Raw genomic sequence first — 25846 nt, 5'->3', positions numbered from 1 at the left:
ATGTTTTTCTTCCGGCCTTTGTAGACGCCTTCGGCGCGCGCCGCCTCGATCCCGGCGCGCTGCCGGTCCTTGATGAACGTCAGTTCCATGTCCGCGACCATGCCCAGAATGGTGATCACCATCCGCCCCATGCTTCCGGCCGTCGTCACCTCCGGCTCAAGCACCCGCAATGAGGCTCCCTTCTGGTCGAGTTCATGAACCAGATTGAGAACATCGCGTGTGGAGCGACCGAGCCGATCGAGACGCAGGACGACGAGTTCGTCATCGGCGCGCAGGAACTGCATGATCGTCTCAAGCTCCGTGCGTCCAGTGCGCGATGCGCCCGAGCCTGTTTCGGAGCGGAGGATTTCACAGCCCGCTGCCTTCAACCGGGCAACCTGGATGTCGAGATCCTGGTCGATGGTGCTGACGCGGGCGTAGCCGACGCGGGTCATGGGCAAATCCGTCACATTAGGGTGGCTTTGCCCTCGTACAGTAACATTGGTGACGGAACCACCCTTTTGTGACATGTCGTATATGTCACTTCCGATCGTCACGTTCGGGTGCACCCAAATGGTGCGAGCGGAAAGGCCCCGGTCAGGCAGCAAGCCGCCCAAAATCGATCCGGCTATTCAGATCGAGGTCGAAGCGGCCATAAGGATTGACGTGGCTGTAAATCAGCGGTGTGAGGCCGCGATAATCATCCGGCGTCATCCGGCCCGTCCATTTCGGTTCCACCAGCACGCTCTGAAGCATTCGGGTGTTCACATAGACAAGCGACGCTTGCAGCAAATGTAGCGCCAGGACCGAGAGCTGCTGCTCATCGATGCGGTTAGTGGCGATCTCGCCGCCCTTGCCGAAGAAAACGAACCCATTGGCACTGTTCCAGTTTTCAACGACATTCAGGCCTTCATGAATTTCGCGGCGGAAGGACTCCTCGCGCAGATACCGGCACAGGAAGATCGTCTTGACCGCGCGGCCCAGCTCACTCAACGCCTTGTAGGTCGGGTGCATCACCTCGGAGCGGCTAAACCGGCGCAGGATCGCCTCCGGGTCGGCGGTTTTTGTCTGCATCGCGGCTGCATATTTGACCATCTCGTCATATTGCTGCTCGATCTCATCCCAGTTGATCGGACTGGAGAGGATCGGCTGCAAGTGGGGAAGCCGCGTTCGCATGCCGACATCGGGAAGAGCCAGCTTCTGGCGAGCGATCGCTTTCAGGCGGGGTGCAAGCTCAAATCCGAGAAGCCGGCAAAATGCAAAGCCAACCGCGCTTTGGCCATGACTATCAACATATTGTCGCTGGATTTCCATGTCGGTGCAATGGCGCAGCACGCCCTCGATCATGGAGGCGACCTCGGAGGAAGAGCAGCGCTTGAGCTGGGAATAGACGCATGTCGCGCGTCGTTCGACATGCCAGTAGATCATGACGCCCCGTCCACCATAACGCGCATGCCATTCCGTCATCAGGTTGCGATCCCAGGCTCCGAACTTTGTGGAATCTGACGCACAGGCCGTGCCGGCGTCCCCCCAGACTGCAGCATTGCGGATTGCCAGGGTCGCATTCGCAACCCTGGCACACGCCTCCTTGAGCGCCGCGGCATGAACGAAGCGGCGATGGACATGCAGCAGCTCTTCATAGCTGACATCGGGGGTGGCGCCGGCGATCCGCTTGAGCCCGGCATTCGTTCCCAGGCCGTAGAGGCATAGCAGGAGACGTTGATCCAGCGCGGTTTTCGGCAGTGCAACACGCGAGGCCGATGTTTCGAACGCTTCGAGAAGTCCCGTATCAAGGGCAGCCTCCTTCAGTACGTCGAGCAGCCCGGTCATCGGCCAGCGTTGGCCGATCTCGGTCTTGATCGAGGCGAGACCCCTGGGTTCGGGCAAGGGTTTGAACGGGGTGAGAGATATACGGTTCTCGCCGCGCCACAGCAGCCGAACCTTGTCGTTCCGGGGAATATTGGCATTGAGGAGCAACAGTTCCTGAGCAAGCTCTTCCCGGATGGCGCTTGAAAATGCACGCGCATCCGCCGTCAGGTTCAATCCTGTGTAATATGCTTCTCGCCGCGCATCGAAGTCCTTGGGAAGATCGTCATCGGGATTGCGGTATCGGTCCGCCCCGACAACCCAGATTTCCTTAGAACGGATGCGATCGCGCAGTTGCGCGAGGACACAAAGCTCATAACTGATCCGGTTTACGCGCCCCTCTTCATCAATGACGGAACTGCGCCATCTCGCCGGAATGACCTCGTCGACCGGCACTGCGTGCGGCGGCACGTAGCGGCATCCATCATCCACTTTGCTTCTGATCCAGTCCAGGGCCGCCAGCACCGGACGCCACACGGCGTTGTTCGACCGGAACTCCAGTGCCGAAAGCAGGCTTGGCAGCATACGGCGATAATGATTGGCCCATGACCTCCGCATCACCTTGTAGATCCGCCGATCCAAGGCGCCCTTTGCCTGGCTTTCCTTGATGATCGCCGCCAGTTTGTCCTTGCCGGCGATTGGGAAAATGACATCGCAGATGCGCCCGGATGGATCGTCGATCGAAGCGCTGGCAATCTCGACCAGGAGTCGCTCCTTGCCATAGACCCGCTCGATGTCTTTCGCGATATCGCCCACCACCTTGCGTTTCGAGCGCGATCCGATCTTATGGACCGTCTCGATCAGCAGGTCGACCATCGCATCCGTAAGCTGAGCTTCCCGCGCCATCAGATAAACGGCATAGAGCCCGAGCTGGCGCGCCGGTACATGCCGGCGCATCTCCGAGGCTTTCTCGCCGGCAACCCGGCGAACGATCTGATCGACCCATGCCTTGCCCGTGACCGATAGGAAATCTCGGGGAAGAGCAAGCCGTTGGATAAAGGCGAGTTTGGCGGTCACGCCAAGAATGTTTTCGAGCGTCGCCTGACCTGCATCCCCCTTCATCGTGTTGAAGCCGGTCGGGCCATCGGGATCGGCGAGCGAGGCTTCCAGCAAGGCGACCGCATCCGGCGCAAGCCGATCGCGGACTCGGGCCAACAGGGCCTCCAGATAGAGGTGTCGTTGCGAACGGACGAGGCGTTCCAGCTCCTTGCGCGACGGCCCATAGATACGGCGGTCGCGGCACCACAGGAAAACATGCTCGAGCATGGCATTGATCGGCTGCCCGCCCGCACAAAGATCGTCGGAAATCCACCTCGACAACGCCCTGCGATCCGTCTGCGTCATACGGCGGAACCCGAGATGCCGCAAAATCTCCGCGCAATGCCGGCGGGCGGTGCGCCCGGAAAAATCATAGTGGTTCACGGATTTGGCATCGAGACCAAGTTGCTCCGCCAGATACAAGACACCGTCGGAGGGTATCGACGCATGATCCGGCACAAAGAAGCCATGCCCGGCGAAAAATCTAAGCTGAACCGCCAATCCCAGTCGTGCCGTCTCCGCTTTGCCGGTCACGAACGCGATGTCCGAAAAACTCAGGCTCCAGGAGCCGATCAGATCCCCACTCGAAACGCCAAGGCTCATAACGCCGCTCCCTTATCGGAGCGGAACGTCGTTCCTCGCATGGGCGATCGTCAACAACAACCAGCCCGTTCCCGACGTGTTCTCCAAGATGACCAAAATCGCAGCTTCGGGCCGACTGGGCCTACAAGAGCTAAATCGGCCGCACGTCGCTGGGTCGGCGCGGCCCGCATGGGTGATCCCGTTAGCCGCTGGCCGACTTCCTTGGGCGGCCGCCCTTGCGGCCGTTGGCCCGCGCAGCCGCGACCTTGGCCGCAGTGCGCGATCGGCCACCTTGCGCGCCTAGCTGCTGCGCCATCCATTGCTTCGAGCCGAAAACGCCCTGCAACAGTGCAGGTACGTAGAGATCGGCGTCGAGCTTAGGCCAATGCAGGCCCAACCCGGCAGCGCTGACCTCGATGTCGGTCAGCGCATCAGGCGGCGCGTCGGCCAAGCCTTCGGCGAGCCGCGCCGGGAATGTCAGCTCGACACCCGTATTCAGCGCCACCACCACACGCGCGCGGCGGCGATCGTAGCGCGCCGAGACGGCATGGCCAGCGGCGCGCAGTTCCGCCATGCGCTTTTCGGCGTGATCGAACTCCTGTTTAGTAACTGCCATGAATAGCACTCCATTCCGCGCAGAGGGCTGCCAGCGCCGCCTGTAGGGCATCCTTGATGCCGCCCAGCGCCGGCAGTTTGAAACCGTAGCTCTCCCGCAACTCCGGTGGACCACCGGGGCAATGCAGGATGAAAACCGCCTCGCCGTCCGCCCCTTTAACATGGACGTGAGCGGGACGATGATCGTTCGGATAGATCACGACCCGCAGGCCATCTATGCGCAGGACAGTTGGCATTGCCGAACCTATATCAAAAACCCAAGCGCTAGGGAATAGTTCCGGCGCTGTTGCTGCCCTCTGGCGCAAGGGCCTGTCGCTCGTTGGTCAAGACCGATGATCTTGGTGCTATCTACGGCGTGCGGCTTAAAAGGGGGCGGTACATAGAACGGACCCAGATATACGCTCTCATGACTGCCATCCGAGACGCTGGCCGAGTTTACTCCTTCGCTGGCCTCGAGACCAGCGGTCGCATTGACCTTGGCGGGTGTGCCGCGGGCGCCTGATCGACGACGATTGATCATGCTCTCATCCGCGGGTTGATTACCGCACTACCCGTATCCGTCGCTGGGCCTATCCTCCGTCTAAGTTCGGGCGTCGGACGAACCTGCCCCACCGTACACCGTGGATTGCCCATCACAGTCGGGTGCCCGCGGCACGCCGGCCAAGGCTATGCAGTTGGCGCGCTGGCGCCTCCTCTCGTTAATGTCGTGGGTGGATCAGCCGGCTATCGCCGGCGACACCCGACGGGCGATGTCCCAGGCATAGCCGACCAGTTCACGCGCGATCGCGGTGGTCACCTTGGGCTGAGGCTTGCCCGTGGCCGCCAGGCGACGGTAGCGCTGGCACAGGCGAACCTGCGCTTTCCACCCGATCGCCTGGATGTCCTCGGACAAGTCGATGACCCGCTCACGGTAGCGTCGTTCCTCGCGAGCGGGCAGTCGATACGACCAGCCCGCCTCAATCAGCATGGTTCGTGCCTGCGCGTTGCCCGCGCGGGTGATCCGGCCCCGTTTGGTCCGAGCGCCGCTGGAGTGCTCGGACGGCACCAAGCCGACATACGCCATCAGTTGCTTGGGATTGTCGAAGCGGGTGAGATCGCCTACTTCAGCGACCAGCGTCGCAGCGCTGACCAGCCTGATACCGCGCAGGACCTGTAGATTGCGGACCAGCGGCGCAAAACACCATGCGTCCACCGCTTCAGTCAGCGCCGCTTCTAAGCGCCCAACCCGTGCCTGCGCCTCCAGCACCCGCTTCTGCATTTCCTCGAATGCCAGCTGTTGGTGGGGAAAATCGAACCGCTGCTCGGACAACCACCGCCAGTACATTTTCGTCCAGGCCGCCTTGCCGCCGAAACGACGATCATGACGCAACAGGAAGCTGCGCACTGTCTGCTTGGCTCCGATGGCATCATCTTGCGCGCTGCGTCGCGCGCGGATGAGATCGCGTACCGCCTCGTGCGCTTCGTCCGGTATCCAGATTGCGGTGAGTTCGCCAGCGCGTAGCAGCCGCGCCAGGGTCATCGCGTCACGCCGGTCCGTCTTTACATGGTCACCCGGGCGCCGCGGCATCATCGAGGGGGCGATGACGATGCAATTCTGTCCCAGCTTCGTCAGCAGCCGATGCAAGCCATACCCGCAGGGACCAGCTTCGTAGCAGACGTTCAACGTCACGCCCGGTCCAGTCAGCCGCTTGACCAGCTTCCTGATCGCATCGTCCTCGTTGGCGACCGTGCCGACGAAACGCACCTCGCCTCCGCGTTCCCCATCGGCAACCGCGACCGCAATGGTTTCCTTATGAACGTCCAGACCAACGTATTTCACCGTCTCCGTCATGACTCGTCTCCGCTGCTGACAAATCCATCATCAGCATCTCAGATTCGAGCCTCCGAGGCTCTGGCAGTCATGGGGTCTTAGCGCCAGCAGGCCGCTCAGGCTTCGCAAATCACCTGTTTTTCGGTTAATCGCCACCGCAATGCATCAGGTTCCCGATGCTGATGCGTCCACATCCGGCTTTGTGGTTCCTACTGAAGGCTGTGCGCCGAGGATGAGGCATGGGCCTTCATCGTCGGAGGCGAGGACGGTTGATTTAAGAAAGCCACGGTATTCAGGCTGGTTTTTTGCCCGCGTATCGCGAATATCGACGTATGTTTTGCTTTAAAATTCGTCCGAGCCCCCTCGATAAGTCCGTTCGCCAGCCATTCGCGCAATCCCCATGAGGTCGAAGGCGGTCTCCATTCACCGTCTTCGCGCGTGTCGCCCTAAGCGCGTCGCGCTGGTTCTTCCCAGATGCACGAGGTTGAGATGACCTCCGGTCGGACTTCTGAGCGCGTTTACGACGCCCTTCGCCGCAGAATCACGCAGCGTGCCTATCGCCCTGGAACACGCCTCGATCCTTCGGAACTTTCCGAGGAGTTTGGGAGCAGTGTCACGCCCGTGCGCGATGCCCTCCATATCCTGATCGGCGAAGGCCTCGTCGCGACCGGACCTGGCGAAGGCTTCTACATCCCCCATCTCGACGAACCCGCCCTGCAGGATCTCTATGATTGGACGTCGGACCTGTTGTCCGCCGCGTTGCGACGTCAGCGGCGGCGGCAACCGCCGACCGAACAAAGCCTCGACAATGCGGATGACGACGCTGCAACGCCGACTGCCGCACTATTCTCCGCGATTGCGCGCCGATCCGATAATCGGGAACACGCGCTGGCCATGCGTTGGGCGAACGCCCGGTTGCACCCGCTCCGCCTCGTCGAAGCACAGATTCTGTCCGACCTTGATCTGGAGCTAACGGAGATGATGAGCGCCTTTGCTATCGACGATATTACGAAACTGCGCAAGCTACTCACCAACTATCATGCGCGACGCAAGCGTTCCGCAGGCAGGATCCTGCGCGCCTTCTACACCGAGGATGACAAAATATCTCCGATATAGATGCCATATATTTGGCATATAAGCTTCGATATAGTCTCCATATTGCATAGCATCTGCTCCGATGGCCAATTGCGACCTGTTGGAGCAAATGCGTGCGTATCCTGTTGACCAACGATGACGGATTCGACGCGCAAGGTCTCCGTCTCCTCGAGCGTCTCGCCGCCCGCCTGACCGACGACGTGTGGACGATAGCGCCTGAATATGAACAGTCCGGCGCGAGTCGCGCCTTGACCTTGACGGTCCCCGTCCGCGTCCGTCAGCGCGGCGAGCGCAGCTATTCGGTCGCGGGAACACCGACGGATAGTGTGCGGATCGCGCTGCTTGACCTCATGCGCTCAGCACCACCCGATCTCCTGATCTCTGGCATTAACCGCGGCCAGAATATAGGAGAAGACATAGCGCTCTCGGGCACGGTCGCCGCGGCGATTCAAGCCGCCATGCTTGGAGTGCGCTCGATCGCCTTGAGTCAGGCGCTCCCGGGTTTTGGCACCGATCATGTCGCGGACTGGTCACCAAGCACCACTTACGGCGCTGACCTAGTTCGGTCTCTCTTGGACAGCCCCAGCAAGCTCTTCAACGTCAATTTCCCCGACTGCCGTCACGATCAGGTCGCAGGCATCATGGTGACCCGCCAGGGATTCAACCGAACGTCATGTGCGAATATCGACCGCCGCACCGATCCGCGGGGCAACAGCTATTACTGGATGTGCTTCCATGAAGACCTTCCCTGTTCAGAACAGGGAACAGACATCGCCGCCCTTCAGGAGCGCTATATATCCGTTACACCGCTCCTCACCGATCTCACTGATCACGGCACCGCGGCGACGATGCGCTCCATCACGCTCTGTACGGTCGAGCCAAGAGAGATGGAGGTCTAGGCGCAACCAACAAGGAACGGGCCGCGAGGTAGGACGCCGGCACCCTGTCGGCGGATGAGTTCGTGTGCCCTTTTGGAATGGAGAGGTCCATGTTCTTCTCGACGTACGCACGACGCGATTCTGATTATCTCTTCCATGATGGCGCGCGACCCACCGGCGTGCTGCTCGTCTCGACCTTTTCCAACAAGCATGGCGGCGCAATCAGCGAGTCCTTGGGTCCAGAGGCAATTGCCGGGCATTTAATTGGCACCTTCGGGACCACGATCGCCATCGACCACATCGATCTTCAGCTCGATCAGAGCGCGCGCGCAATCGCAGCGAAGGTGGCCAGGGACCGGCCGAGTCTTGTCGGTATCTCGGTCAAGATCGGGGCGCTCGACCAACTTCGTAACCTGATGCGCTTGTTGCTCCCGCTGCGTTATGACGAAGGTACGGGCCCCCTTCTCGTGTTAGGCGGTGTCGTTCCGACCTTCGCGACCGCGGCCCTGCTTGAGGAATTTCCGCAAGTGATCATGGTAGTCCGCGAGGGCGAGAATGCAACCGCCGCCCTGGTGGACTATGTGCGTGGCGAGCGCTCCCTCGCCAGTGTCCCCGGCATTGCCTTCCGGAATGAAAGCGGAGAACTAGTTGCGACGCCGGCACAACGTCTCAAGCTCGCGCAGCGCTTCCTCCCCGCGCGCCTTACCTCCGAGCGGGTCCACAAGGAACTCGGTGGAATGGTTTGGGCGGAAGCATCGCGCGGCTGTGATTTCAACTGCACCTTCTGCTCGATCCGAGACCTGCATGGCGGCGGCTTCGACGGTGGCATTTCCCCGGAAAGCGTGATCGCCGATCTGATCGAACTGGATCGCCGCGGAATCCGAGCGGTCAGCTTCACAGACGATGATTTCGGCGGCGACCCGGAGCGGACGGCGAAAATCGCGCGGCTGATTAAGGAGGCTCGGCTAAATATTCGCTTCTCTATCTCGACCCGGGCCGACCATATCTGGCGGGAACGCTTAAGCATCAAAGGCGAGCGACTGGACGATGCCGAACTTGTCGATCGCAACCGTCGCCTGCGCCAAATCATGGTCGAGTTGGCCGAGGCCGGGTTGGAGCGCGTGTTCATCGGAATGGAGTCTGGCTCGCCCACGCAGTTGCGCAGATACGGCAAGCAGGTCAGTGTCGAAGGGAATTACAAAGCTCTCGAAATCCTCCATGAACTGGGGATCGACGCTGTCGCCGGCTACATCCCAATTGACCCGGCAATGTCACTGACCGAGTTGCAGGAGAACATCGCTTTCCTGCGTCGCACCGGCATGTACCGCAAGATCACTAACCCCTTGAGTGTCCTGCGCGTACAGGCCGGATCTCCTTATCTAAAGCTCGCCCGCCAACGGGGTCTCCTAGAAGAAGCAACCGACGACCTCGTCTTTTTCAAGGCGCGCTTCGAGGATGAGAATGTGCAGCGCGTCGCTGAACTAGCCGATCGTTGGGTGGAAGACATGTATGTCTTCATGTTCGGCCTGAAGGGCGAGGTCGCGTCCCAGACCCTCCTCCTAGGACCGGGCGGCGTCGCAACGTCAGCCTCTCGCCAGGTCGAGAATTGCCTATTTGGCTTTCGCGAGCTGGAAATGGAATTCATCGAGGCCGTTACCAGTCGACTCGCACACAACGGTGGCGCAAACCTACGCGACATTACCGAAACTTTCGTCGGCAAGCGTTCGAAGCTGGTACAGCAAGTCATCGCTTTGGTAGAAGATGGCGTGATTGGAAAGAATCCACGACTACAGGAAGCAATCGTTTCGATGAACAAGGAAACCGCCCATGCCGCATGAGTTGCTGCGTAGCCGGACTGTCTACGATGGCCAGTTTGTCAGGGTACGCATCGACGAGGTGGATCTTGGCACCGGTATCGTCGAACGCGAGATCGTCGAAGAAACCGGTGAGGGTGTGCTTGTCGTGGCGATCACCGGAGACGGCGAAATTGTTTTGGTTGAGCAGAGCCGCCATTTGTTCGGAACGACCTATGAAGTGCCCTCGGGCGCGATCAACCCCGGTGAAACACCTACAGAGGCCGCCCGTCGGGAACTTCGCGAGGAAGCCGGCTTGGATGCCGGCTCCTTCCAAATGATCAGTGCCCACGTCAACAGCGTCCATATGACCGGGCGGAACTATTACTTCCTCGCAACCGACCTTTCGGAATGTGAGCCGCTCAGTTGCGACAGCGACGAGGAGTTTATTGGCCGCGCTGCGTTTAGCTTTGACGAGGTGAACCGGCTGATTGCAGAGGATCGAATTCCGGACGTGCGCAATCGCGGCTGCATCTGGCTGGCACAGCTCAAACTGCTCACCGAAACAGCCATCTCCGATGCCTCTGCCCTTTGCAGCGAATGAGATGTGCGATAGCTTGAAGGGATGGACCGCCCGCCGCCTTCCAATGACGACGATGGACGCCTTGAGGGCAACGTCGTTCTTTTTCAATTCGGTGAATTTCGGGTCTAGCTGCAACTACAATGCTAACCTCAACACCGGGGCCGCGCTGACCGTAACTCCGTAGCTGTAGGCGCTTGCAATCGTAGCGGCGTCTGCTCGCAAACGGAGCGATTTTCTGCTCACCCTTTCTGCCACTGGCGCATGGCCTCGTGCTCGAATTATCTGCCAGTGTGCTCGCCATCATCCGGCGCTGCTTGCAAACGGGGCGTCGTGCTCACACTCCCTGCCAGTGGGTTCTCCAAACCCGTCGCCGGCAGACGCTTTTGCGAAGCGGGTTTCCAGAACAGTTTTGACACGCGGCGGGCCGCAGAAATGCGTTGCGGTCATGGCCCGCCGGCAGGATCGTCAGAAAGGAAGGTTTTCGCGAACAGGGCCAGCGCATAATAGGCGATGACACCACGCAAGCGGAAAGGGTGCGATGACCAAAACCGAAATGCTGGAGACGATGAAACGCCTCGACGCCCATGCGAATGCCCTGCTGCTGATCGGTGCTTCCGATATCGATCTGCTCGGCGGCATGTTCGACGTGATGCCGGACTTCAAGGCGCTGCTCGATGCCGGATACGGCGAAGAGATCGAGAGAAACGCCGGTCGCTTCCCCGGCCTGCACCGCTACGCCGTCATGCTCTCAAATATCGCCGAAGGGATCGCGGACGGCTCCATCCGGGTGCCACGCTGACGCCACTCCCGCTGGCAGATAATGTGAGCAGGCGACCATGACTGCGAGCAGCGCCGGATGATGGCGAGCACATTGGCAATTAGCGTGAGCAGACTGCTCCGCCCATTGTCAGATAATCCGAGCAGAAAATCGCTCCGTTTGCGAGCAGACGCCGCTACGATTGCAAGCGCCTACACGTAGCCGCCTGCACGGGCCGGGGCATCGAACCCCGGCCCGTGCAATCTCTTCTCTCTGTGTGTCGTGGCATTTTGGCATGGGTGCGCGCCAGCTTTCAAGGATCGGCGGTCCCCCCAATTTGCTGCGCAAATCGGCTCCCCCACCGCCCGCTGGCGCGGCCGCTTCGCGGTCCCTGACAGCCGGCGCCGGTGCCCATGCCGGGTGTCTCCCGTCACCAACGAGAAGGAGAACCGGATGCACATCAAATTGTTTAGAGCACTGAAAGCGGCTAATCTGTCCGACGACGCCGCAGCGGAAGTAGTAGAGGCTATTGAGGAGTATATCGCCGTGAAGGTTCAGGAGGCGAACAAGGGAATCGAAAGCAAGCTGACGGCGCAAACCTGGGTCATCGGCAGCGTCGGTTTCGTCCTCGCAGTCATCGGCCTCGCGCCCGCTTTCATCAAACTGTTCCAGTAAGACAAAGGGAGGCTTCGGCCTCCCTTTTTTTGCCGAACCGCCCGATTGTCAGGAGACGCAAATTGACCGACTTCGCACAAGCAAGGCTCGATATGTTCGAGAGCGGTGTATTCGGCCAAGGCAATGCTTTCTGGCGCTGGATCGCCACGGACGAGGCGCGGCCCTATCTGGCCGCGTTCGCTGCCGATCGCGCGCCTCCCCGCGAGGGCGAAGTTTTCGCACTCGACTTCACCGCAGAGGATCTACTTGATTCCGATCACCTGGCCGAGCTGGCCCAGCAGATCGAGGCGATGCACGGCTAGCGCCATACGCGCCAGGGTTAGCCGCGAGCAGCTTTGCGCTGTTGCTCCGCTACCTCGCGGATCATAGCTGCCCAGCATCCCAAAATCATGCCCTCGTCATTATCGACTTCGCTTGTCGCGACCGCATAGATACCCAGCAAGTTTGCGACCTCTTCCGTCTCGACATTGCCTTGGCGCGCAAGCAGGGTGGCAAAGATCGAGAGCGCTCCACCCATTGCCCGCACCAATGGCGCATCTTTTGGCAGACGGTCAAATTCGGGGGGCGGGTTACTGGACATAGATTATTCCAATCAAATAAAGTGACAGACTTTCAGGACTGATCGTCTGAAATGCTATCCTCTGCCAATAATTCGACAACCGATAATCTAAAAACATCGGCAAGGCTCTCCAAGGTAGCAAGCGTTGGATTGCCTTGTCCCCGAGCCATGTGTGAAATATGCGACGCTGCAACGCCCGAGCGTTCGGACAACTCCCCTTGAGTTATGCCTAGCTTCTTTAGTTCGCGAGCGATGTTGGCCCCGAGCTTGGTCATCAACGGCGATGTTCGTTTCAGGTATATGGTTGGCATCGTGTTTGCGTCCTTCTCGCTAGGTGTAGCGGACTGCAATGATGATTGGCCGGACGCGCAATAAAGGGCGGTTTCCAGCTCACATTACGTGAGACGGACCGGCGCGGCAGGCGCACGATCATTGAGATGCAGCGCATGATCGGTGAGACGGAGGCACATTGTTGATCCGCCCGCGCGCGATACCGGAAACTGACAATCCGACCGATCGGTCGGGCCTCAATCGTAGCATGCCAAGTCCCTGATTGTCCGTCGAAGACAACGCAGATGATGCTTCATGAGTTTGATGTCATGAGCATAGTCCGGCTCGGGGCGGAACTCGAAATCGGGGTCAATATGGAGGGTGTTGCGGGCAATGCACTCGAACAGGTTGATGCCGTCATATGCGGCGACGACATGGGCGATGCTGTCCGCCAAATGGTGGATCGGCGATCCCGGCGCGTCTTGGTTCTGCATCCGATGAATATGCCGGTGGATACCGAGCAGCAAGTCGGTTCGCATGTAGCTGTTCAAGAGCAGCAGCGAATGGCCAGGTGAAACCGGAACCGCGAAGCCCATCCTGTCCTTGGGAGGATAGAGGCCGTTATCAGGGGGAGCCGTCTTCGGCATTGCTGGATCAGGCAATGGCGAAGAAGACGGCCAGCGCTCGCGTAACCGCCAGCATGGCTTCGGCATCGAGATGGCCGATCGTCGCCCCAATCTTGTCGCGCTTCACCGACATCGCCTTATCCACCATGACCTGCGACCGCTTCCTCAAGCCATTGGTCGGTGTCGGATCGATCGTCGTACGGATCAGGGGAGCGTCAACCAGCGTTCCCGATACCAGCAGTACAGTGATGGTGCCGGTCTGGTCGAACTGGTCCGACTGGATGATGAGGGCGGGGCGCGGTTTGCCAAAGTCGCCGGGCAACGCGATCGTCACCAGGTCGCCCCGGTTCACGCCTCGCCTTCGGGGTCGAGATCGATCAGGGCCGCATCCATGAAGGCGTCCAAGTCATGGTCCGCCGCGTCGGCTGCTGCGACCACGAGCGCCTGTCGCCGACATTCCTCCGCGAACCCCGGTCGTCGGGTATCAGGAACCCATATCTGGATCGGCCGCAGACCGGCCGCACGCAGGGCGTCACGACGCTTCTGGACTCGCTCTGTGACTGGTGACGGCACCGGGATTACTCCAATCAAACTTGTTACATGTAACGTAATCGGTATTATTGCCCGTCGCAAGGAAAACGTCCGGTTTTCTTGCGGCCGGTGGAAGCCCTTGCCCCGGCCGGTTTTGACGCCAAGAAACCCGATCCCGAAATCAACGCCTGCTTGGTCCGTGGCAACCAGCTTTTCTGGCGGTTTCGGACATCGGGCGCGAGCGGATCAACAATGTGCCTCCGTCTCAGCCAATCTGCGTCCGCTGAGGCCCATTATTGCGCGTCCGGCCAATCATCATTGCAGTCCACTACAGCTAGGCGCAGAATGTCGGCACGGGCAGCATGGCGCAATAGGGTTGCTCAAGCAGCTATTTGCGCCATGGCTTTCGCGCCTAGCGCAGATGGTATAGATTGTGCGCCATATTTGGACGAGCGAGGTTCAAACCCTGCATGGACGGTCAGGACGACGCGATGAAATCGGCCATGGAGCTGTTCGCAGCTCGGCTTGCAAAGCGCGATGTAGAGAGGCCGATCACCGACCATCGAACCGTCGAGCGGTTGATCGCGATGCTGGAACCGCATGAGCAACAGGTTGTCCGCTTGCGGATCGGGCTTGGCCCCTCTCCCGCGCTCACTCTTGCCGCGACTGCAAAGATCGTCGGTGTGTCGCCAAGCCGCATCGGCCAAATCGAGGACAAGGCATTCCGAAGGATCAGATGGGTCTGCAACAACATAGACATTCACGATCGTTCGGCGCTGGATGCTTTGATCGCGCGCAGGCGTGATGAAGCGGCTGAGGCCGAGCGGATCAGGAAACGCGATGCCTTGCAAAAGGCGCTAGATCAGGAGCGGAAGCGCAAAGCCAAGCAAGACCGGGACGAGGTCAGGCGAGCGAAGGCGCGCGATTCCGCTTGGAACCGCAAACTACGCGTGGCGCAGGCTGAGCTTGATCGGATGAGATCCGACGCTCAGTTTTTTGCCGAACAGATCGCTCAAATCGAGCAGCGCGCTAATTGGCTGAGGGCAATTTTGCCGCGCGACCGCCAATTGGCGGCGCTGCGCGAACAGGCCGATGAAATCCGCGATGCGATCGCGAGCGCAGAAGCCAGCATATCCAACATGCTGGCCTCGCCCCCGGATGGTCCCCAGCTAGGCAAGGAAGCTTCAACAAACGATGGCCACTGATATTGAGCCGTCCCCCGCCTTCGCGCCGCAGATCGGCCGCGTTTATTTGCGCGTCAGCACCGATGCACAAGACTTACGCCGACAGGATGCCATCGTAGCCGAGGCGAAGGCAGCGGGCTATTATGTCGCGGCAGTCTATCGGGAGAAGGCATCGGGTGCCCGTGCCGACCGCCCCGAGTTGCTGCGTATGATTGCCGATCTTCAACCCGGTGAAGTGGTGATTGCCGAGAAGATTGACCGGATTAGTCGTCTTCCCTTGGCCGAGGCCGAGCAGCTGGTTGAGACAATTCGTGCGCGAGGCGCGCGACTTGCCATTCCCGGCGTCGTGGACCTGTCCGACCTCGCGGCCGACGCCGAGGGCATCGCCCGCATCGTGCTCGAATCTGTTCAGGCGATGCTCTTGAAGATCGCCCTGCAGATGGCTCACGACGATTACACCGATCGCCGCGAGCGACAGCGCCAAGGTATCGCCTTGGCAAAGGCCGCAGGGCGCAGCGGAGGGCGCAAAGGCGATCGGGCAACGCACGCCCGCATTGTGGCATTGCGCGAAGCGGGCAAGAGCATTGCCAAAACGGCAGAGCTGGCCGATTGCGACCGCAGCACCGTCAAGCGGGTGTGGGCGGCCCATCGTGCCGCCCAGGTGCAAGAACCCAGCCCTCAGCGAAATCATCGTGAGCGGAACCGCTGATTGCCCTTTCTGTTCGGCTTCAAGCCGGTGGCAGCTGCCACCGGCAGTCCCCTGCCCGCGTCAACGGACTGCCAGCTACGGAAAGAGCGGCGGAGCCGCGACAGGGTTTTCCAATCCCCGCCGTGCCGATCGAGCGCAGCGACCTATGGGTGCCAATGGCCAGTGGCAGCTGCCACCGCCGCCAGTCCAAATTGCTGCATCTACTCGGGCCGTTTCCTTTGGGCGTTGCTGTCTGACGGATACGAACTCCACATCGCCACTAATGCGGGCAAGCAGAAAACCGGCCTTCGGCCTTGGGTTTCCGCAAGCGGACCCTCCCATTTTCAGCTTGCCCGCGTAGCTCAGCTCCGCCGCAAAAAATCCGTCAGCAACGCTTATCCAAAGGAGACTACCATGCAGAACATCGCTGAATTTCGGATCATCGGCCGCGTTGGCAGTGTCGATACGACCGATAAAGTCACCCATGTTTCCGTCGCCGCGAACTACAACCGCAAGGATGGCGATGAATGGAAGACCGATACGCACTGGAACCGCGTGACGTTCTTCCGCCAGCTGGCAGAGCGCGCCGCTGACTTGGGCAAGGGCGACCTGGTTCACATCACCGGACGGGTCCGCCAGAACAGCTACGAGAGCAATGGCGAAACCCGCTACTCGGTGGACCTGATCGCTGAGGGGCTGGGTATCTTGGTTCGGGGCGGGGCTGACTAAGCCCCCCCCCTTTCACCTAAAACGGGCGGCCTGGTGGCCGCCCTTTTTTGTGGACAATGCTTTTCACAGACCCTAACAAGAATAGGGTTTAACTACGTGAGGCATGTGTGGCAGCCAAACTGTTCAATCGTGTAGCGAGCTTGCGCGTCGCTTCCGGACTTACGCAATCCGAGCTGGCAGCGAGGATTCAAGTCTCCCCTGAAACAGTCGCGGCCATCGAGAACGGCAGACAGGACGCCACTTTGCTGACGGCGCTACGTATGTCGCGTGCCCTGCGAACCGAGGTGCCGAACATCTTCAGGGAGCAGCCTTTCCCTAAGCTGATCGGCTCCGAGCGAGGCGAGAGCCGAACAGCTTAGGAGGCCGCTATGCGCCGTGAGATTGCCAGCAAACTTCGGCGCGCAGCCAGCGTGCTACGGACTGTCATGCTTTGGGCATCGCTTGCCCTGTGGCTTGCGATCGCGGCAACCGCGCTGATCGTCGTCCTTGCAGTCGGACTCGCGGCCTATTTCGCTTTTGGCTGGCTAGGAGTGGGAGCCGTCGCCGTCTTCGTGCTGATCGTTTTCTTCGGCAAAGACCCACCAACCGAACAGACCGGCCCGCGCCGCAAGGGCAAGGGCCTCAACCTGAACGACGATCCGAACCCATGGTATATGCAGTCGCAGTATCGCTTCGGATCGGGAAACAGCGCCGCTCATAACCGCTGGCACAAGTAGCCCGTGGCGCAGCCATTGAAGGGATTCTCAATGCGAACAATCGTAGTGACCAATGAGCGCGGCGGCATCGGCAAGACCACGCTTACCTGTCATATTGCGTGGCATCTGGCCGAGCAGGGCAAGCGTGTCGTGGTCCTGGACCTGGATAAGCAATGCCACAGTGCCGGGATGCTGAAAGCCGAGTTCGACCAGATCGGCCCGGTTCAGTCGATTCTTGACTTCGACCCGAACGAAGAACCTCCGGCGCTGGCCTGTTTCAAGAACACACGGCAGATCGTCGAGTTGACGACTGACAGCCCGCAGCAAGGCCAGCACATCGGCGCTTATGTCCGCGCCATTCGTGCCGGCCTTGCCAAGCACTACGACTACTGCGTGATCGACACTGCGCCCGCGTGGGATGGCCGGAACCTCATGGCGCTGATTGCGTCCGATTATGTCGCGGTCCCACTGGACCCCGACAAAACCGCGCGTCAGTCGCTCAACGAAATCTCGCAAAGCATCAGCCTTGCAAACAAGGTGCGCGGGGAGGGTAACGCGACCCGGTTCGGGATCGTGTTCAACCGCGTTCAGACAACGAGCGAAGTTTCAAAAATGCTGATGGACCGCATTGGGCAGGCGCTTCCTGCCAATGTGGTGCCGCACACCATTCCGCACCGCGAGCACATGCGCGAGGCGGCTTTACTCGAAATTCCCGTTTGGCGCTTGGCAAAGGACACGCGGCGTAGCGCGCCGATCGTGCGCGAAGTCGTCTCCTACATTGTCGATCAAGCTGAGAGGGAAGCCGCATGAGCAAGGCAGCTGTCAAACCGGCGAAGAAGAGCTTTGCCGACTTCGATATGGACGCGATGGACTTTTCGGCCGTCCCCGCGAATACCGAGTTCAAGGCAGCTGGACGGTTTCAGCGCCTTCCGCTCGATGACATTGATCCAGACCCCACGCAGGTTCGCCGGGAGTTCGACCAGGCCGAGATTGATGCACTGGCCGCAACCATCAAGGACCGCGGCTTGCTGCAACCCATCGTTGTCGCGCCAACATCGAACGGTCGCTACATCATCCGCTACGGAGAGCGGCGCTATCGCGCGTGCCGCCAGCTTGGTTTCGACCAGATCGACACCGTTCTGGATCAGGCGGACGCCGAGCGCGATATTGGCCTCGACCAGTTTCTTGAGAACGAGCAACGCCAAGCCCTAAGTCTGGCTGAGCGCGTCAGTTTCATCGCGAGCCGCGTCAGTGACACGCTCTCGACAAAGGATCTAGCCGCGCGCATCGCCAAGCCGCATTCGGAAGTGAAGCGGCTCTACTCGCTGCGCACCTTGCCCGAGGACATTCTTGCCGCGTTGAAGAATTGTTCTCCGCGTGCCGCCGTCGCGATCAAACACGCGATCGAGCTGGACGAGCAGGCCACGCGCAATTTCGTGGCAGCAAACGAAAATCCGACAGCCGCCGCCTGTGAGCAGTTTCTTGCTACGCTCCAAGGCAGCCCCGAGGAAGAGACCGCGCAGGCCGGTGCCGCTAAAGCGATCGACGATCCAGCGTCGCCCCAAGAATCGCGCGCCTTGGTGGCAGCTGCTACCAGTGCGACGGACGATCGTCGGGAGCGGCCTGAACTGGACGCTCACGACGACGAGCGGGAAGGGGACGGGGCCGTGCTTGCCGATCCTTCCGATCACAAGCCGCGCGCCCCCCGTCAGCCGAAAGAGGCTACCGACGCACCGGCTATCATCATTCAGGGCCGTCGCGGGATTGTTCTAAGTGGCCAGGTCACGGTTCGGTTCGACGGCGAGGCCGCGCCCCAAACCTTCGACTTCTGATAGCTTTTACCGTCCACGTTCTCTCAGCATCGAGGCGACGTGGAATTTAGAGCGGTGGCAGTTGCCACCGCTTTTTGTTTGTGGGGTAGGTATCTACTGTATGGCAGGATAAGCCTTGCGGCGGCTAATGTTAACCGATACGCTCAATCCTATCGGATCGCGCTTCACGGTTGGGAGATACCTACCCCACATGGAAAAGACGCTGGGCTTCAAGATCGAGGCAACCAAGCTCGCAAAGATTGACGCGCTTGCGCAGACGAGGGGAGGGCGCGGCCCCTTCATGCGTCAACTGGTTGACGCCGTGCTCCGGCAGTCCGGGGCGGCCAGCGAGGCCGCACCTCTTGTTGACCGCGAGGCCGCTGGCGAGCATCGCCTTTATCTTCGGCCGACCGAAACCGAACTGGCCGTGATCCGCCATCGCGCAAAAGAGCGCCGCATGACCCCGGCGACCTGGGCCATGGCTCTTGTGCGTCGACACATCGGCATTGCCGCGCCTGTCGATCGCGAATTGCGCGAAGAGCTGTTGAATTGCCGTCAGGCGTTGCAGCGCATTGGGCGCAACGTGAATCAGATCGCCCGAGCCGCTAACAAGATGGCGCTGGCGGACAATGCAGCGGAGATCGCCGGCGAGCTGCAAAAGGTCAACGACCTGCGCGCGGCGATCGGCGCGGCCGTCGAAGGTATCGGCGCCGCTACGAAAGCTGACCTGTCCTATTGGGAGGTTTCCAGTGAGCGACTTTGATAGCAGCTTTGAGGCGGGACAGCTTGCCGCGCTGTTCAAACCAAAGCTGACCAGCGACCCGAACAGGCGCGGGGCCGATATGTTGCTGCGCTCGCTGAGTTCGAGGCGGGCAGGCCAGGGCGGGAGCACGCGGGCGCGGCTTGCTCGCGTTGTCAGCCGTGCCCCGGAGGTCATGGTCAAGGTTACGGGCAGGCCGAAGGGCAAGAACCACGCGGCTGCGCATTTCGACTATATCGGCCGGAAAGGCGATGTGCCGCTTGAAACGCGTGATGGCGACATACTGACTGACAAGGAAGCTCGGGCGGAGCTGGCGCGCGATTGGGGCGATCCTGTCTATTGGCGTGACAATTCTACCGTAGCCGCCGTGAGCATGGTTTTTTCGATGCCGGCAGGGACAGACCCCGACAAGGTTCTTTCAGCGGTGCGCGAGGTCGCGCGCAGCGAGATCGGGCATGAGTGGGATTACGTCCTGGCGCTGCATACGGACACACCGCGGCCCCACGTGCATGTGACGGTTGCCGCGCGCGGCGACACAGGGCAACGCTTCAACCCGCGACCTCAAACGCTGCATCATTACCGGGAGCGCTTTGCAGAGGAATTGCGGGCGAGGGGGGTTACTGCCGAGGCAACGCCTCGCGCAGCGCGTGGTGTCGGCCGAGCCGGTCAGAGCATGGCCCTGAATCGGATGAGGCAGCGCTACATGGCCGGCACCGCACCTGCGCCGTTTGCCAATCAGAAGATCACTGCGGCCGCGCGAGACCAGCTGGCGGGGCGGTCAACCGCTCCGGATTTCGTGGTGCGCGGGCGGCAGGCATGGAATGAGACGCAACACCGCTATCTAGCTGCCGCCAAGCGGCTTGAGACAAGCAGCGATCCAGCTGACCGCCAGCTTGCCGACCAGGTGCGGCAATTTGTGGGGGCAGGGCGAACGCCTACAATTCATGAGCGATCGGTAGCCGCGATGGAGCGGAAGCGGCAGAGCGAACGATCTAGGAACCGCGATCGTTCGCGGGAAGGGCCAGGACGATAGTTATTGGCCGTGCTTGGTCCAACCAACGCTGTTTGCACGTTCCAAAGCGACCAATGCGTCTGATACCGCCTTCTGTGCGACTAGAAGATAACCTTCGGCAATGCTGGGCCATGTTAGCTCATCGAACGGATTTGTGACGTTGCCGTTGAAATAGTCGAGAGCTTCATGAGCGCGTGCAGCCGCCTCGATTACCTTGGCGGTATGTTTCTTTGCCCTGTCAGATTTCTTCATCGTGCCTCATGAGGCCATAGCCCATCAAGAGATCGCAAGCGGTGGCAGCTGCCACCGCTCTACCTTCCGTCAGTTTTGAGCCTGTCACGATCTACGGACAGCTGTGGTAGCATCGGATACTTTAAGGCTTCACGCTCCCGCGCCCGACCTTCATCTATCCGGCGTCACCTCAAGGTTTGTTCGCCAGACAACGATTTCTCGGACATAAGCGGAACATGGGCTACGCTACACGCTTCAACCGCGCCATTGGCTCGTTGAGTGGGTGGAATTCACCTGCTGGAAGTCGCCTGGCCTGCTCCCAGAGGTAATCGCCGGTCAGACTGATGTGCGCCCAGCCCATCGGAGAAAGGTGCGCAAGCAGTGCCGCATCGAACGTCGTGCCGACAGCGTTGAGGTGCTGGGCGGCCCGGTCGAGATAGACCGTGTTCCAGTAGGAAATCGCCGCAATCAGCAGGTTCAGCCCAGATGCGCGAAATTCCTGATTTTCCAGCGAGCGATCGGTGAACCGACCCTGCCGGTTGGTATAGATGGCGGCGGCAAGCGTGTGCCTCGCCTCGCCTTTGTTGAGACCGGCCTGACAGGCACGTCGCAGTTCCGGTTGTTCAAGCCAATCGAGCGTGAACAAAGTGCGCTCGATACGGCCCAGTTCAGCCAATGCAAAATCCAGCCTGTTCTGGCGTTTGTAGGCGGCAAGTTTTCGCAAGATTACTGACGGCGCCACCGTGCCATCCTTGATTGAGGCGACAATCCTGACGATGTCATCCCAATCGGCCTCGATCGCTGCCGTTTTGATGGTGCGGCCCATCAGATTTTCGATGCCCTTGTATGTCGATGGCGCAGCGATCGAACCCAGCTTGCGGTCGCCAATATCGCGCAGCCGGGGCGCGAAGCGGAACCCGAGTAGGTGGCAGAGTGCGAAAACATGATCGGTGGCGCCGCCGGTATCGGTATAGTGCTCATGCAACGGAAGGTTGCCGGCGCCCAGGACAAGCCCGTCGAGCACGTAAGGCGCTTCACCTGCCGTCGCGGACATGATCCGTGATCCGAATGATGCGAAGTGATCGGAAAGGTGAGAATAGATTTTCACGCCAGGTTCGGCGCCATATTTGGCATTGACGTCCGCCGCCCCTGAACGGCTCCGCCCCGACCGGAAGAACTGGCCATCGGACGACGAACTGGTGCCAGCGCCCCAATGCCGCGCGAAGGGTAATTCGTGATGGGCTGAGATGATCATGGCCAGCGCGGCCTGATAGTTCTCGGGTGAAAGATACCAGTTGTGGGTCCATGCGAGTTGGGCATAGCTGACGCCTTCGCTGGCATTGGCCATCCGCTCCAGCCCGAGGTTGGTGCCATCAGCCAGAATTGCGGCGAGTACCGTGCTGGGGTTGTCGTGCTCCTTGCCTGAGCGCAGGTCACGGAATGCGTTCAAAAAACCAGTGCGTTCGGCGACTTCAAGCAGCAGCTCGGTGATGCGCACGCGGGGAAGCAGGGTATCGAGCTTGCGATCGAGGGCTTCAGCTTCCGGTGGGGTGACAGGCGGCATTTGCTGAAGCTTGAGCCGGTCTCGTTCGAGCGACACTCCCTCAAGCTTGTTTGTTTTCAACTGCTTGGCAAATCGGCGCAGCCGCCAGTCAAGATTTCGTGCCCGGTCAGCGAGGTAGGATGCAGCATTTGAATCGAACGGAAGCACATCCGCCACTTTGGCGGCGTCGCGCCGACCCAGCAAATGGGCATCGAAGCGCTGATAGTTGCGGGTTCCCTCGATCCATACATCACCGGCGCGCAAACGATCACGCAAGGTTGCCATGATCGCAATTTCATAACGTCGGCGGTCGATACGGCCGCTTTCGGTGATGAGACGCTTCCACTGCCGATTGGGGAATGGCAGTGGAACGCCATCGGGAAGGTCGCGCGACTTTCGTGTGTTCGCATCGCGAATGACATCGATGGCTTTGATCAGTGCCGTCCCTGTTCCAGACGCCTTGAAGGTGAAGGCGTCCAGAAATGCCGGGCTGAAACGCCGTAGCGTGGCGTAACGCTCGGTTGCCGTTACCAGTGCGTCCTCGCCGGCAAGATCAGCAAGGGCATCTACTTGGGCCTTTGCCGCAACAAGCCGGTGCCAGCCCACCGCTTCGTCAATCAATTCGAGCGGATCGCCGCCATTCTGGACAGCCTCATCAAGTGCTGTAATCGTGGCGCCAAACAGCCGCATGAGTTGCCCCACCGACTGAATACTATCTTGGTAGCGACGCTCGCGCCCACGCCGCGCGCGCGTGAACATGCCGCCGATAAGTCGGTCAAACATTTGGATCGCGGCATCGGCAAGTCTGGCCTCAAGGTCGATCACTGCGGCCGTCAACGTCGCCCGCCTGCGATTGACGCTGTAATCCGAAAGCAGGAATGCCGGTGCCACGCCGCCCTCGCGGACAAATTGGGCAAAGCGGAATTCCGGAATGGCGCCCCCAACTACCGGGTGGATACCTATGCCGCGAACATAGCGCAGGCGCTCAAGCAAGCCATTGATATTGGCCGCAGTCGGGGCTTCTTCGAAATTACGCAACCACGCCAGCGGTGTCATGCCGAAATCCGGGTTGTTGATTACGAGTTCGTCTAGCCGTGTCAGTTCAGCAGAGCTGAGGCCTTCGACGATTGCGGCTGCGGCAGCTTTGCGTGCGCGTGCCCGGCCAGCAAGACCGGCGCGTTCCAGTGTGTCGCCTGACGGAAGAATGAACCGCTCACCCTTCAGGCCAACCATGAGGGCGCGAACAATCGGTTCACCTCTGTCTGTATACTCGGCGGCTTGCGCGGCAAGATTCAGGGCAAGTGCCAGGTCGCCGCGTCGAAACGGGCGTATGCCAAGATAACGCGCCACGAGATCGGCATGATCGGTACGGGTTTGCGCGCGCAGAGAAGGAGGAAGGATCGACGAATAACTGTGCCGCGAGGTACTGAAGAATGACGTCGGGAAGCCCGATCTCGGGTTGCAGACCAAAGCCGGGATGTCGCATCAAAGCGATTTGTGCAGCCAGACCGAGGCGATTTGCTGGACCATAGCGGCGCCCAACCAATTCAACATCTTCCGCAGAAAGGGTATAATGCCCAATGATCGCGGTTTCTTGGACAGGAGGATCGAACAGGCGCCGGCGCTCGTCTCCGGTCAGAAGTCGGCGTCGTGCCATTTTGCTCTCCCGCTGAGGCGAATAACAAAATTGACACCAAAGCGGCTTGCACTGGAGGGAGGCCATTCGTTGCCGGTTGATCCCCGAGCAATCACCCGGCGCAGCAAGACAGTTTGGCGACATCCTTATCAAACGTTTGGGCCGCCAGTTTGAGGCCTTCCACAGTGGTCAGGTAAGGAAATATCGTTGCACCCAATTCCAGGGTGGTCATGCCGTGTTTGATCGCCAGCACCAGTGTCTGGATCGAATCCGCGCCTTCGGGTGCCATGATCTGGCCGCCCAGCAAACGGTCGTTCGCCTTGTCGGCAATCAGTTTGATGAGACCCCGCGTATCGCGTGCTGCCAGTGCCCTTGGCACAGCATCGAGCGGGAGCAGCGAAACCTTGATGTCCAGGCCTTGCGCCCGTGCTGTCGTTTCAGTGAGGCCGGCGCTGGCGACTTGCGGGTCGGTGAAGACGACGGATGGCATGGAGGAATTGTCGTAGCGGTATTGGTTGCCCGTCACCGCGTTGCGCGCGGCCAGTTTTGCGCCATAGGCGGCCATGTAGACGAACTGGTCCCGTCCCGTTACATCGCCCGCCGCGTAAATGCCTGGAACCGACGTTTCGAGGTGGTCATCGACGACGATTCCACCATTACGGGCAAGCACTATGCCGCGCTCCTCCAGCCCAAGCCCGTCGCTATTGGGTCGGCGTCCGGTGGCGATGAGCACCTGTTCCGCCGCGACGGTGTCACAATGCCCCTCGCAGGTCAATTCGACCCCGCTCTGTGTTTGGGCGATACGCTGATAGCCGACACCTGCGCAAACCCGCACGCCCTCGGCTTCCAAATAGTTTTTCAGCGCGGCACTCACTTCCGGGTCCATTTCGGGGAGCAGGCGGCTTCGGCAGCAGATGGTGACATCAACGCCCAGACGCGAAAACATCTGTCCCAGTTCTACCCCGATCACCCCGCCACCGATCACCAGTAGCGATTTGGGCAAGCGATCCAGCGCCAGCGCCGATGTGCTGGTTAGGTAGGGCACGCTGTCCATCCCCGGAATCGGCGGCACGGCGGCGTGCGCACCCATCGCCAATATGACCTTGCCGACCTTCATGGGCGCATCGCCGACAATCAGCGCACCATCGGCAAAGCGTGCCTTGCCCTCGATATAGCTCACACCGTCATAGGCGGGCAGCAGATCGACATATTTTTTTTGGCGCAGCGTCGTGACAAGATCGTCCTTCGACGCCGCCAATACGGACCAGTCATCCATCTGGACAGCGCCCCCAAGGCCGGGAAAGCGCGCGGCGGCAAGCCCACCATGCACCGCTTCGGCGGCGCGGATCAGCGTCTTGGAAGGAACGCAGCCAACATTGACACAGGTGCCGCCAATCGTGCCGTGACCGACGAGCGCCACTTTCGCGCCCAGATCGGCAGCGGCGATCGCGGCGGAGAACCCGGCAGAACCCGCGCCGATGACGGCCACGTCAAATCCTTCCTGCCCGGGGCGGTTGCAACAGTCGTTCATTGCTTATCGCTTTCTTGAGGCGCTGGCGGCGCCCCGCTCAGTTTTGAATAGCGCGCGCCGGATAACCCGCGTTGGTTGATGCAGCGGCAATCGCAGCAGCATTGGTGCGGCGCGGGTCATAGGTTGCGCGCGCGGTCTTGGCTGCGAAATCGACCGTGACCGCCGTTACCCCGGCGACGCCTTCCATCGCCTTCTTCACGGTGATCGGGCAGGTGGCGCAGGTCATGTTCTCTATGGCAAAGGTGGTTTGCTTCTGAGCGGTTGCGGTAGCCGCGGGGCGATCTTGCGCCGTGCCACTAACTGCATAGGCGACCCCGCCGCCAGCCATAGCCAGCACGGCCATAGCGATACATACTGTCTTTTTCATGG

The 25846-nt window shown here is 60.4% G+C and carries 29 protein-coding genes and 1 pseudogene; 16 read left to right on the top strand and 14 right to left on the bottom strand.

Annotated features, from left to right (window positions below; genetic code table 11):
- The 5 genes from AC0KVN_RS24130 to AC0KVN_RS24110 all read right to left on the bottom strand — a co-directional run.
- On the bottom strand, positions 1-434 hold a 434-nt coding region (locus AC0KVN_RS24130), incomplete at its 3' end, for a recombinase family protein (protein ID WP_483656438.1).
- 142 nt (positions 435-576) lie between these two features.
- On the bottom strand, positions 577-3486 hold the full coding sequence (locus AC0KVN_RS24125; RefSeq protein WP_006961814.1) for a Tn3 family transposase: 2910 nt from the start codon (positions 3484-3486) through the stop codon (positions 577-579).
- Positions 3487-3667: 181 nt separating this feature from the next.
- Positions 3668-4081, bottom strand: a complete 414-nt coding sequence (locus AC0KVN_RS24120) for a DUF2442 domain-containing protein (protein ID WP_004213306.1) — start codon at positions 4079-4081, stop codon at positions 3668-3670.
- Positions 4068-4316: a DUF4160 domain-containing protein gene (locus tag AC0KVN_RS24115; protein WP_004213304.1), complete on the bottom strand. Its 249-nt coding sequence runs from the start codon at positions 4314-4316 to the stop codon at positions 4068-4070. The genes AC0KVN_RS24120 and AC0KVN_RS24115 overlap by 14 nt, the downstream gene beginning before the upstream one ends.
- Before the next feature lie 479 nt (positions 4317-4795).
- Positions 4796-5911 carry an IS110 family RNA-guided transposase gene (locus tag AC0KVN_RS24110; protein WP_004206949.1) on the bottom strand — a complete coding sequence of 372 codons (1116 nt, stop codon included), beginning with the start codon at positions 5909-5911 and terminating at the stop codon, positions 4796-4798.
- Positions 5912-6379: 468 nt separating this feature from the next.
- On the opposite strand from AC0KVN_RS24110, the gene AC0KVN_RS24105 reads away from it, so the two are divergent.
- From AC0KVN_RS24105 to AC0KVN_RS24075, 7 genes are all read left to right on the top strand, one after another.
- Positions 6380-7006 carry a GntR family transcriptional regulator gene (locus tag AC0KVN_RS24105; RefSeq protein ID WP_004213302.1) on the top strand — a complete coding sequence of 209 codons (627 nt, stop codon included), beginning with the start codon at positions 6380-6382 and terminating at the stop codon, positions 7004-7006.
- Positions 7007-7098: 92 nt separating this feature from the next.
- On the top strand, positions 7099-7884 hold the full coding sequence (gene surE / locus AC0KVN_RS24100) for a 5'/3'-nucleotidase SurE (protein ID WP_004213301.1): 786 nt from the start codon (positions 7099-7101) through the stop codon (positions 7882-7884).
- 89 nt (positions 7885-7973) lie between these two features.
- Positions 7974-9701 carry a B12-binding domain-containing radical SAM protein gene (locus AC0KVN_RS24095; RefSeq protein WP_004213299.1) on the top strand — a complete coding sequence of 576 codons (1728 nt, stop codon included), beginning with the start codon at positions 7974-7976 and terminating at the stop codon, positions 9699-9701.
- The gene (locus tag AC0KVN_RS24090) at positions 9691-10260 is read left to right on the top strand and encodes an NUDIX domain-containing protein (RefSeq protein ID WP_004213298.1); all 570 of its coding nucleotides are present in this window, start codon (positions 9691-9693) and stop codon (positions 10258-10260) included. Before AC0KVN_RS24095 ends, AC0KVN_RS24090 begins: the two co-directional genes overlap by 11 nt.
- 517 nt (positions 10261-10777) lie before the next feature.
- The gene (locus AC0KVN_RS24085; RefSeq protein ID WP_021320008.1) at positions 10778-11038 is read left to right on the top strand and encodes a hypothetical protein; all 261 of its coding nucleotides are present in this window, start codon (positions 10778-10780) and stop codon (positions 11036-11038) included.
- A 411-nt stretch (positions 11039-11449) separates the two neighbouring features.
- Positions 11450-11671: a hypothetical protein gene (locus tag AC0KVN_RS24080; RefSeq protein WP_004213291.1), complete on the top strand. Its 222-nt coding sequence runs from the start codon at positions 11450-11452 to the stop codon at positions 11669-11671.
- A gap of 62 nt (positions 11672-11733) precedes the next feature.
- On the top strand, positions 11734-11973 hold the full coding sequence (locus tag AC0KVN_RS24075) for a hypothetical protein (RefSeq protein WP_483656437.1): 240 nt from the start codon (positions 11734-11736) through the stop codon (positions 11971-11973).
- 17 nt (positions 11974-11990) lie between these two features.
- On the opposite strand, the gene AC0KVN_RS24070 is transcribed toward AC0KVN_RS24075, so the two are convergent.
- From AC0KVN_RS24070 to AC0KVN_RS24050, 5 genes are all read right to left on the bottom strand, one after another.
- Positions 11991-12251: a hypothetical protein gene (locus AC0KVN_RS24070; protein WP_483656436.1), complete on the bottom strand. Its 261-nt coding sequence runs from the start codon at positions 12249-12251 to the stop codon at positions 11991-11993.
- A 32-nt stretch (positions 12252-12283) separates the two neighbouring features.
- On the bottom strand, positions 12284-12505 hold the full coding sequence (locus tag AC0KVN_RS24065; protein WP_483656435.1) for a helix-turn-helix domain-containing protein: 222 nt from the start codon (positions 12503-12505) through the stop codon (positions 12284-12286).
- A gap of 252 nt (positions 12506-12757) precedes the next feature.
- The gene (locus AC0KVN_RS24060) at positions 12758-13147 is read right to left on the bottom strand and encodes a hypothetical protein (RefSeq protein ID WP_155738131.1); all 390 of its coding nucleotides are present in this window, start codon (positions 13145-13147) and stop codon (positions 12758-12760) included.
- 7 nt (positions 13148-13154) lie between these two features.
- The gene (locus AC0KVN_RS24055; RefSeq protein WP_004213284.1) at positions 13155-13478 is read right to left on the bottom strand and encodes a type II toxin-antitoxin system PemK/MazF family toxin; all 324 of its coding nucleotides are present in this window, start codon (positions 13476-13478) and stop codon (positions 13155-13157) included.
- Positions 13475-13699 (bottom strand): antitoxin MazE family protein, encoded by a 225-nt coding sequence (locus tag AC0KVN_RS24050; RefSeq protein ID WP_037492488.1) that lies wholly within the window; start codon positions 13697-13699, stop codon positions 13475-13477. The genes AC0KVN_RS24055 and AC0KVN_RS24050 overlap by 4 nt, the downstream gene beginning before the upstream one ends.
- A gap of 428 nt (positions 13700-14127) precedes the next feature.
- Here AC0KVN_RS24050 and AC0KVN_RS24045 point away from each other — a divergent pair, with 428 nt between their 5' ends.
- The 9 genes from AC0KVN_RS24045 to AC0KVN_RS24005 all read left to right on the top strand — a co-directional run bounded on the left by AC0KVN_RS24045 (position 14128) and on the right by AC0KVN_RS24005 (position 20557).
- A complete protein-coding gene (locus AC0KVN_RS24045) occupies positions 14128-14862 on the top strand; it encodes a sigma factor-like helix-turn-helix DNA-binding protein (RefSeq protein ID WP_006953917.1) in 735 nt (244 codons plus the stop codon).
- On the top strand, positions 14852-15550 hold the full coding sequence (locus AC0KVN_RS24040) for a recombinase family protein (protein ID WP_004213279.1): 699 nt from the start codon (positions 14852-14854) through the stop codon (positions 15548-15550). Before AC0KVN_RS24045 ends, AC0KVN_RS24040 begins: the two co-directional genes overlap by 11 nt.
- Positions 15551-15943: 393 nt before the next feature.
- The gene (locus tag AC0KVN_RS24035; protein WP_004213277.1) at positions 15944-16258 is read left to right on the top strand and encodes a single-stranded DNA-binding protein; all 315 of its coding nucleotides are present in this window, start codon (positions 15944-15946) and stop codon (positions 16256-16258) included.
- Positions 16259-16365: 107 nt separating this feature from the next.
- Positions 16366-16617 (top strand): helix-turn-helix transcriptional regulator, encoded by a 252-nt coding sequence (locus AC0KVN_RS24030; protein ID WP_007016081.1) that lies wholly within the window; start codon positions 16366-16368, stop codon positions 16615-16617.
- 9 nt (positions 16618-16626) lie between these two features.
- Positions 16627-16974 carry a hypothetical protein gene (locus AC0KVN_RS24025; protein ID WP_004213276.1) on the top strand — a complete coding sequence of 116 codons (348 nt, stop codon included), beginning with the start codon at positions 16627-16629 and terminating at the stop codon, positions 16972-16974.
- A gap of 30 nt (positions 16975-17004) precedes the next feature.
- A complete protein-coding gene (locus tag AC0KVN_RS24020; protein WP_483656434.1) occupies positions 17005-17763 on the top strand; it encodes a ParA family protein in 759 nt (252 codons plus the stop codon).
- Positions 17760-18785 (top strand): ParB/RepB/Spo0J family partition protein, encoded by a 1026-nt coding sequence (locus AC0KVN_RS24015; RefSeq protein ID WP_013054030.1) that lies wholly within the window; start codon positions 17760-17762, stop codon positions 18783-18785. Before AC0KVN_RS24020 ends, AC0KVN_RS24015 begins: the two co-directional genes overlap by 4 nt.
- 190 nt (positions 18786-18975) lie before the next feature.
- Positions 18976-19527, top strand: coding sequence for a plasmid mobilization relaxosome protein MobC (gene mobC / locus AC0KVN_RS24010; RefSeq protein WP_004213273.1), 552 nt, complete (start codon positions 18976-18978; stop codon positions 19525-19527).
- On the top strand, positions 19514-20557 hold the full coding sequence (locus AC0KVN_RS24005; RefSeq protein WP_004213271.1) for a relaxase/mobilization nuclease domain-containing protein: 1044 nt from the start codon (positions 19514-19516) through the stop codon (positions 20555-20557). The genes mobC and AC0KVN_RS24005 overlap by 14 nt, the downstream gene beginning before the upstream one ends.
- Here AC0KVN_RS24005 and AC0KVN_RS24000 read toward each other — a convergent pair whose 3' ends face one another.
- The 4 genes and pseudogenes from AC0KVN_RS24000 to AC0KVN_RS23985 form a co-directional block, all read right to left on the bottom strand.
- Complete coding sequence (locus AC0KVN_RS24000) at positions 20558-20788, bottom strand: hypothetical protein (RefSeq protein ID WP_129965682.1); 231 nt, start codon at positions 20786-20788, stop codon at positions 20558-20560. It abuts the gene before it with no gap.
- A gap of 220 nt (positions 20789-21008) precedes the next feature.
- Positions 21009-23967 (bottom strand): annotated as a pseudogene (locus AC0KVN_RS23995) (Tn3 family transposase).
- A 91-nt stretch (positions 23968-24058) separates the two neighbouring features.
- Positions 24059-25435 (bottom strand): mercury(II) reductase, encoded by a 1377-nt coding sequence (merA, locus tag AC0KVN_RS23990; RefSeq protein WP_021222959.1) that lies wholly within the window; start codon positions 25433-25435, stop codon positions 24059-24061.
- Positions 25436-25514: 79 nt separating this feature from the next.
- The gene (locus AC0KVN_RS23985) at positions 25515-25844 is read right to left on the bottom strand and encodes a heavy-metal-associated domain-containing protein (RefSeq protein ID WP_082052513.1); all 330 of its coding nucleotides are present in this window, start codon (positions 25842-25844) and stop codon (positions 25515-25517) included.
- Positions 25845-25846: the final 2 nt, after the last annotated feature.

The sequence above is a fragment of the Sphingobium sp. SG1 genome (assembly GCF_057063145.1).
The sequence above is the reverse complement of the archived record's forward strand: the minus strand, read 5'-3'. Positions and strand labels throughout refer to the sequence as shown.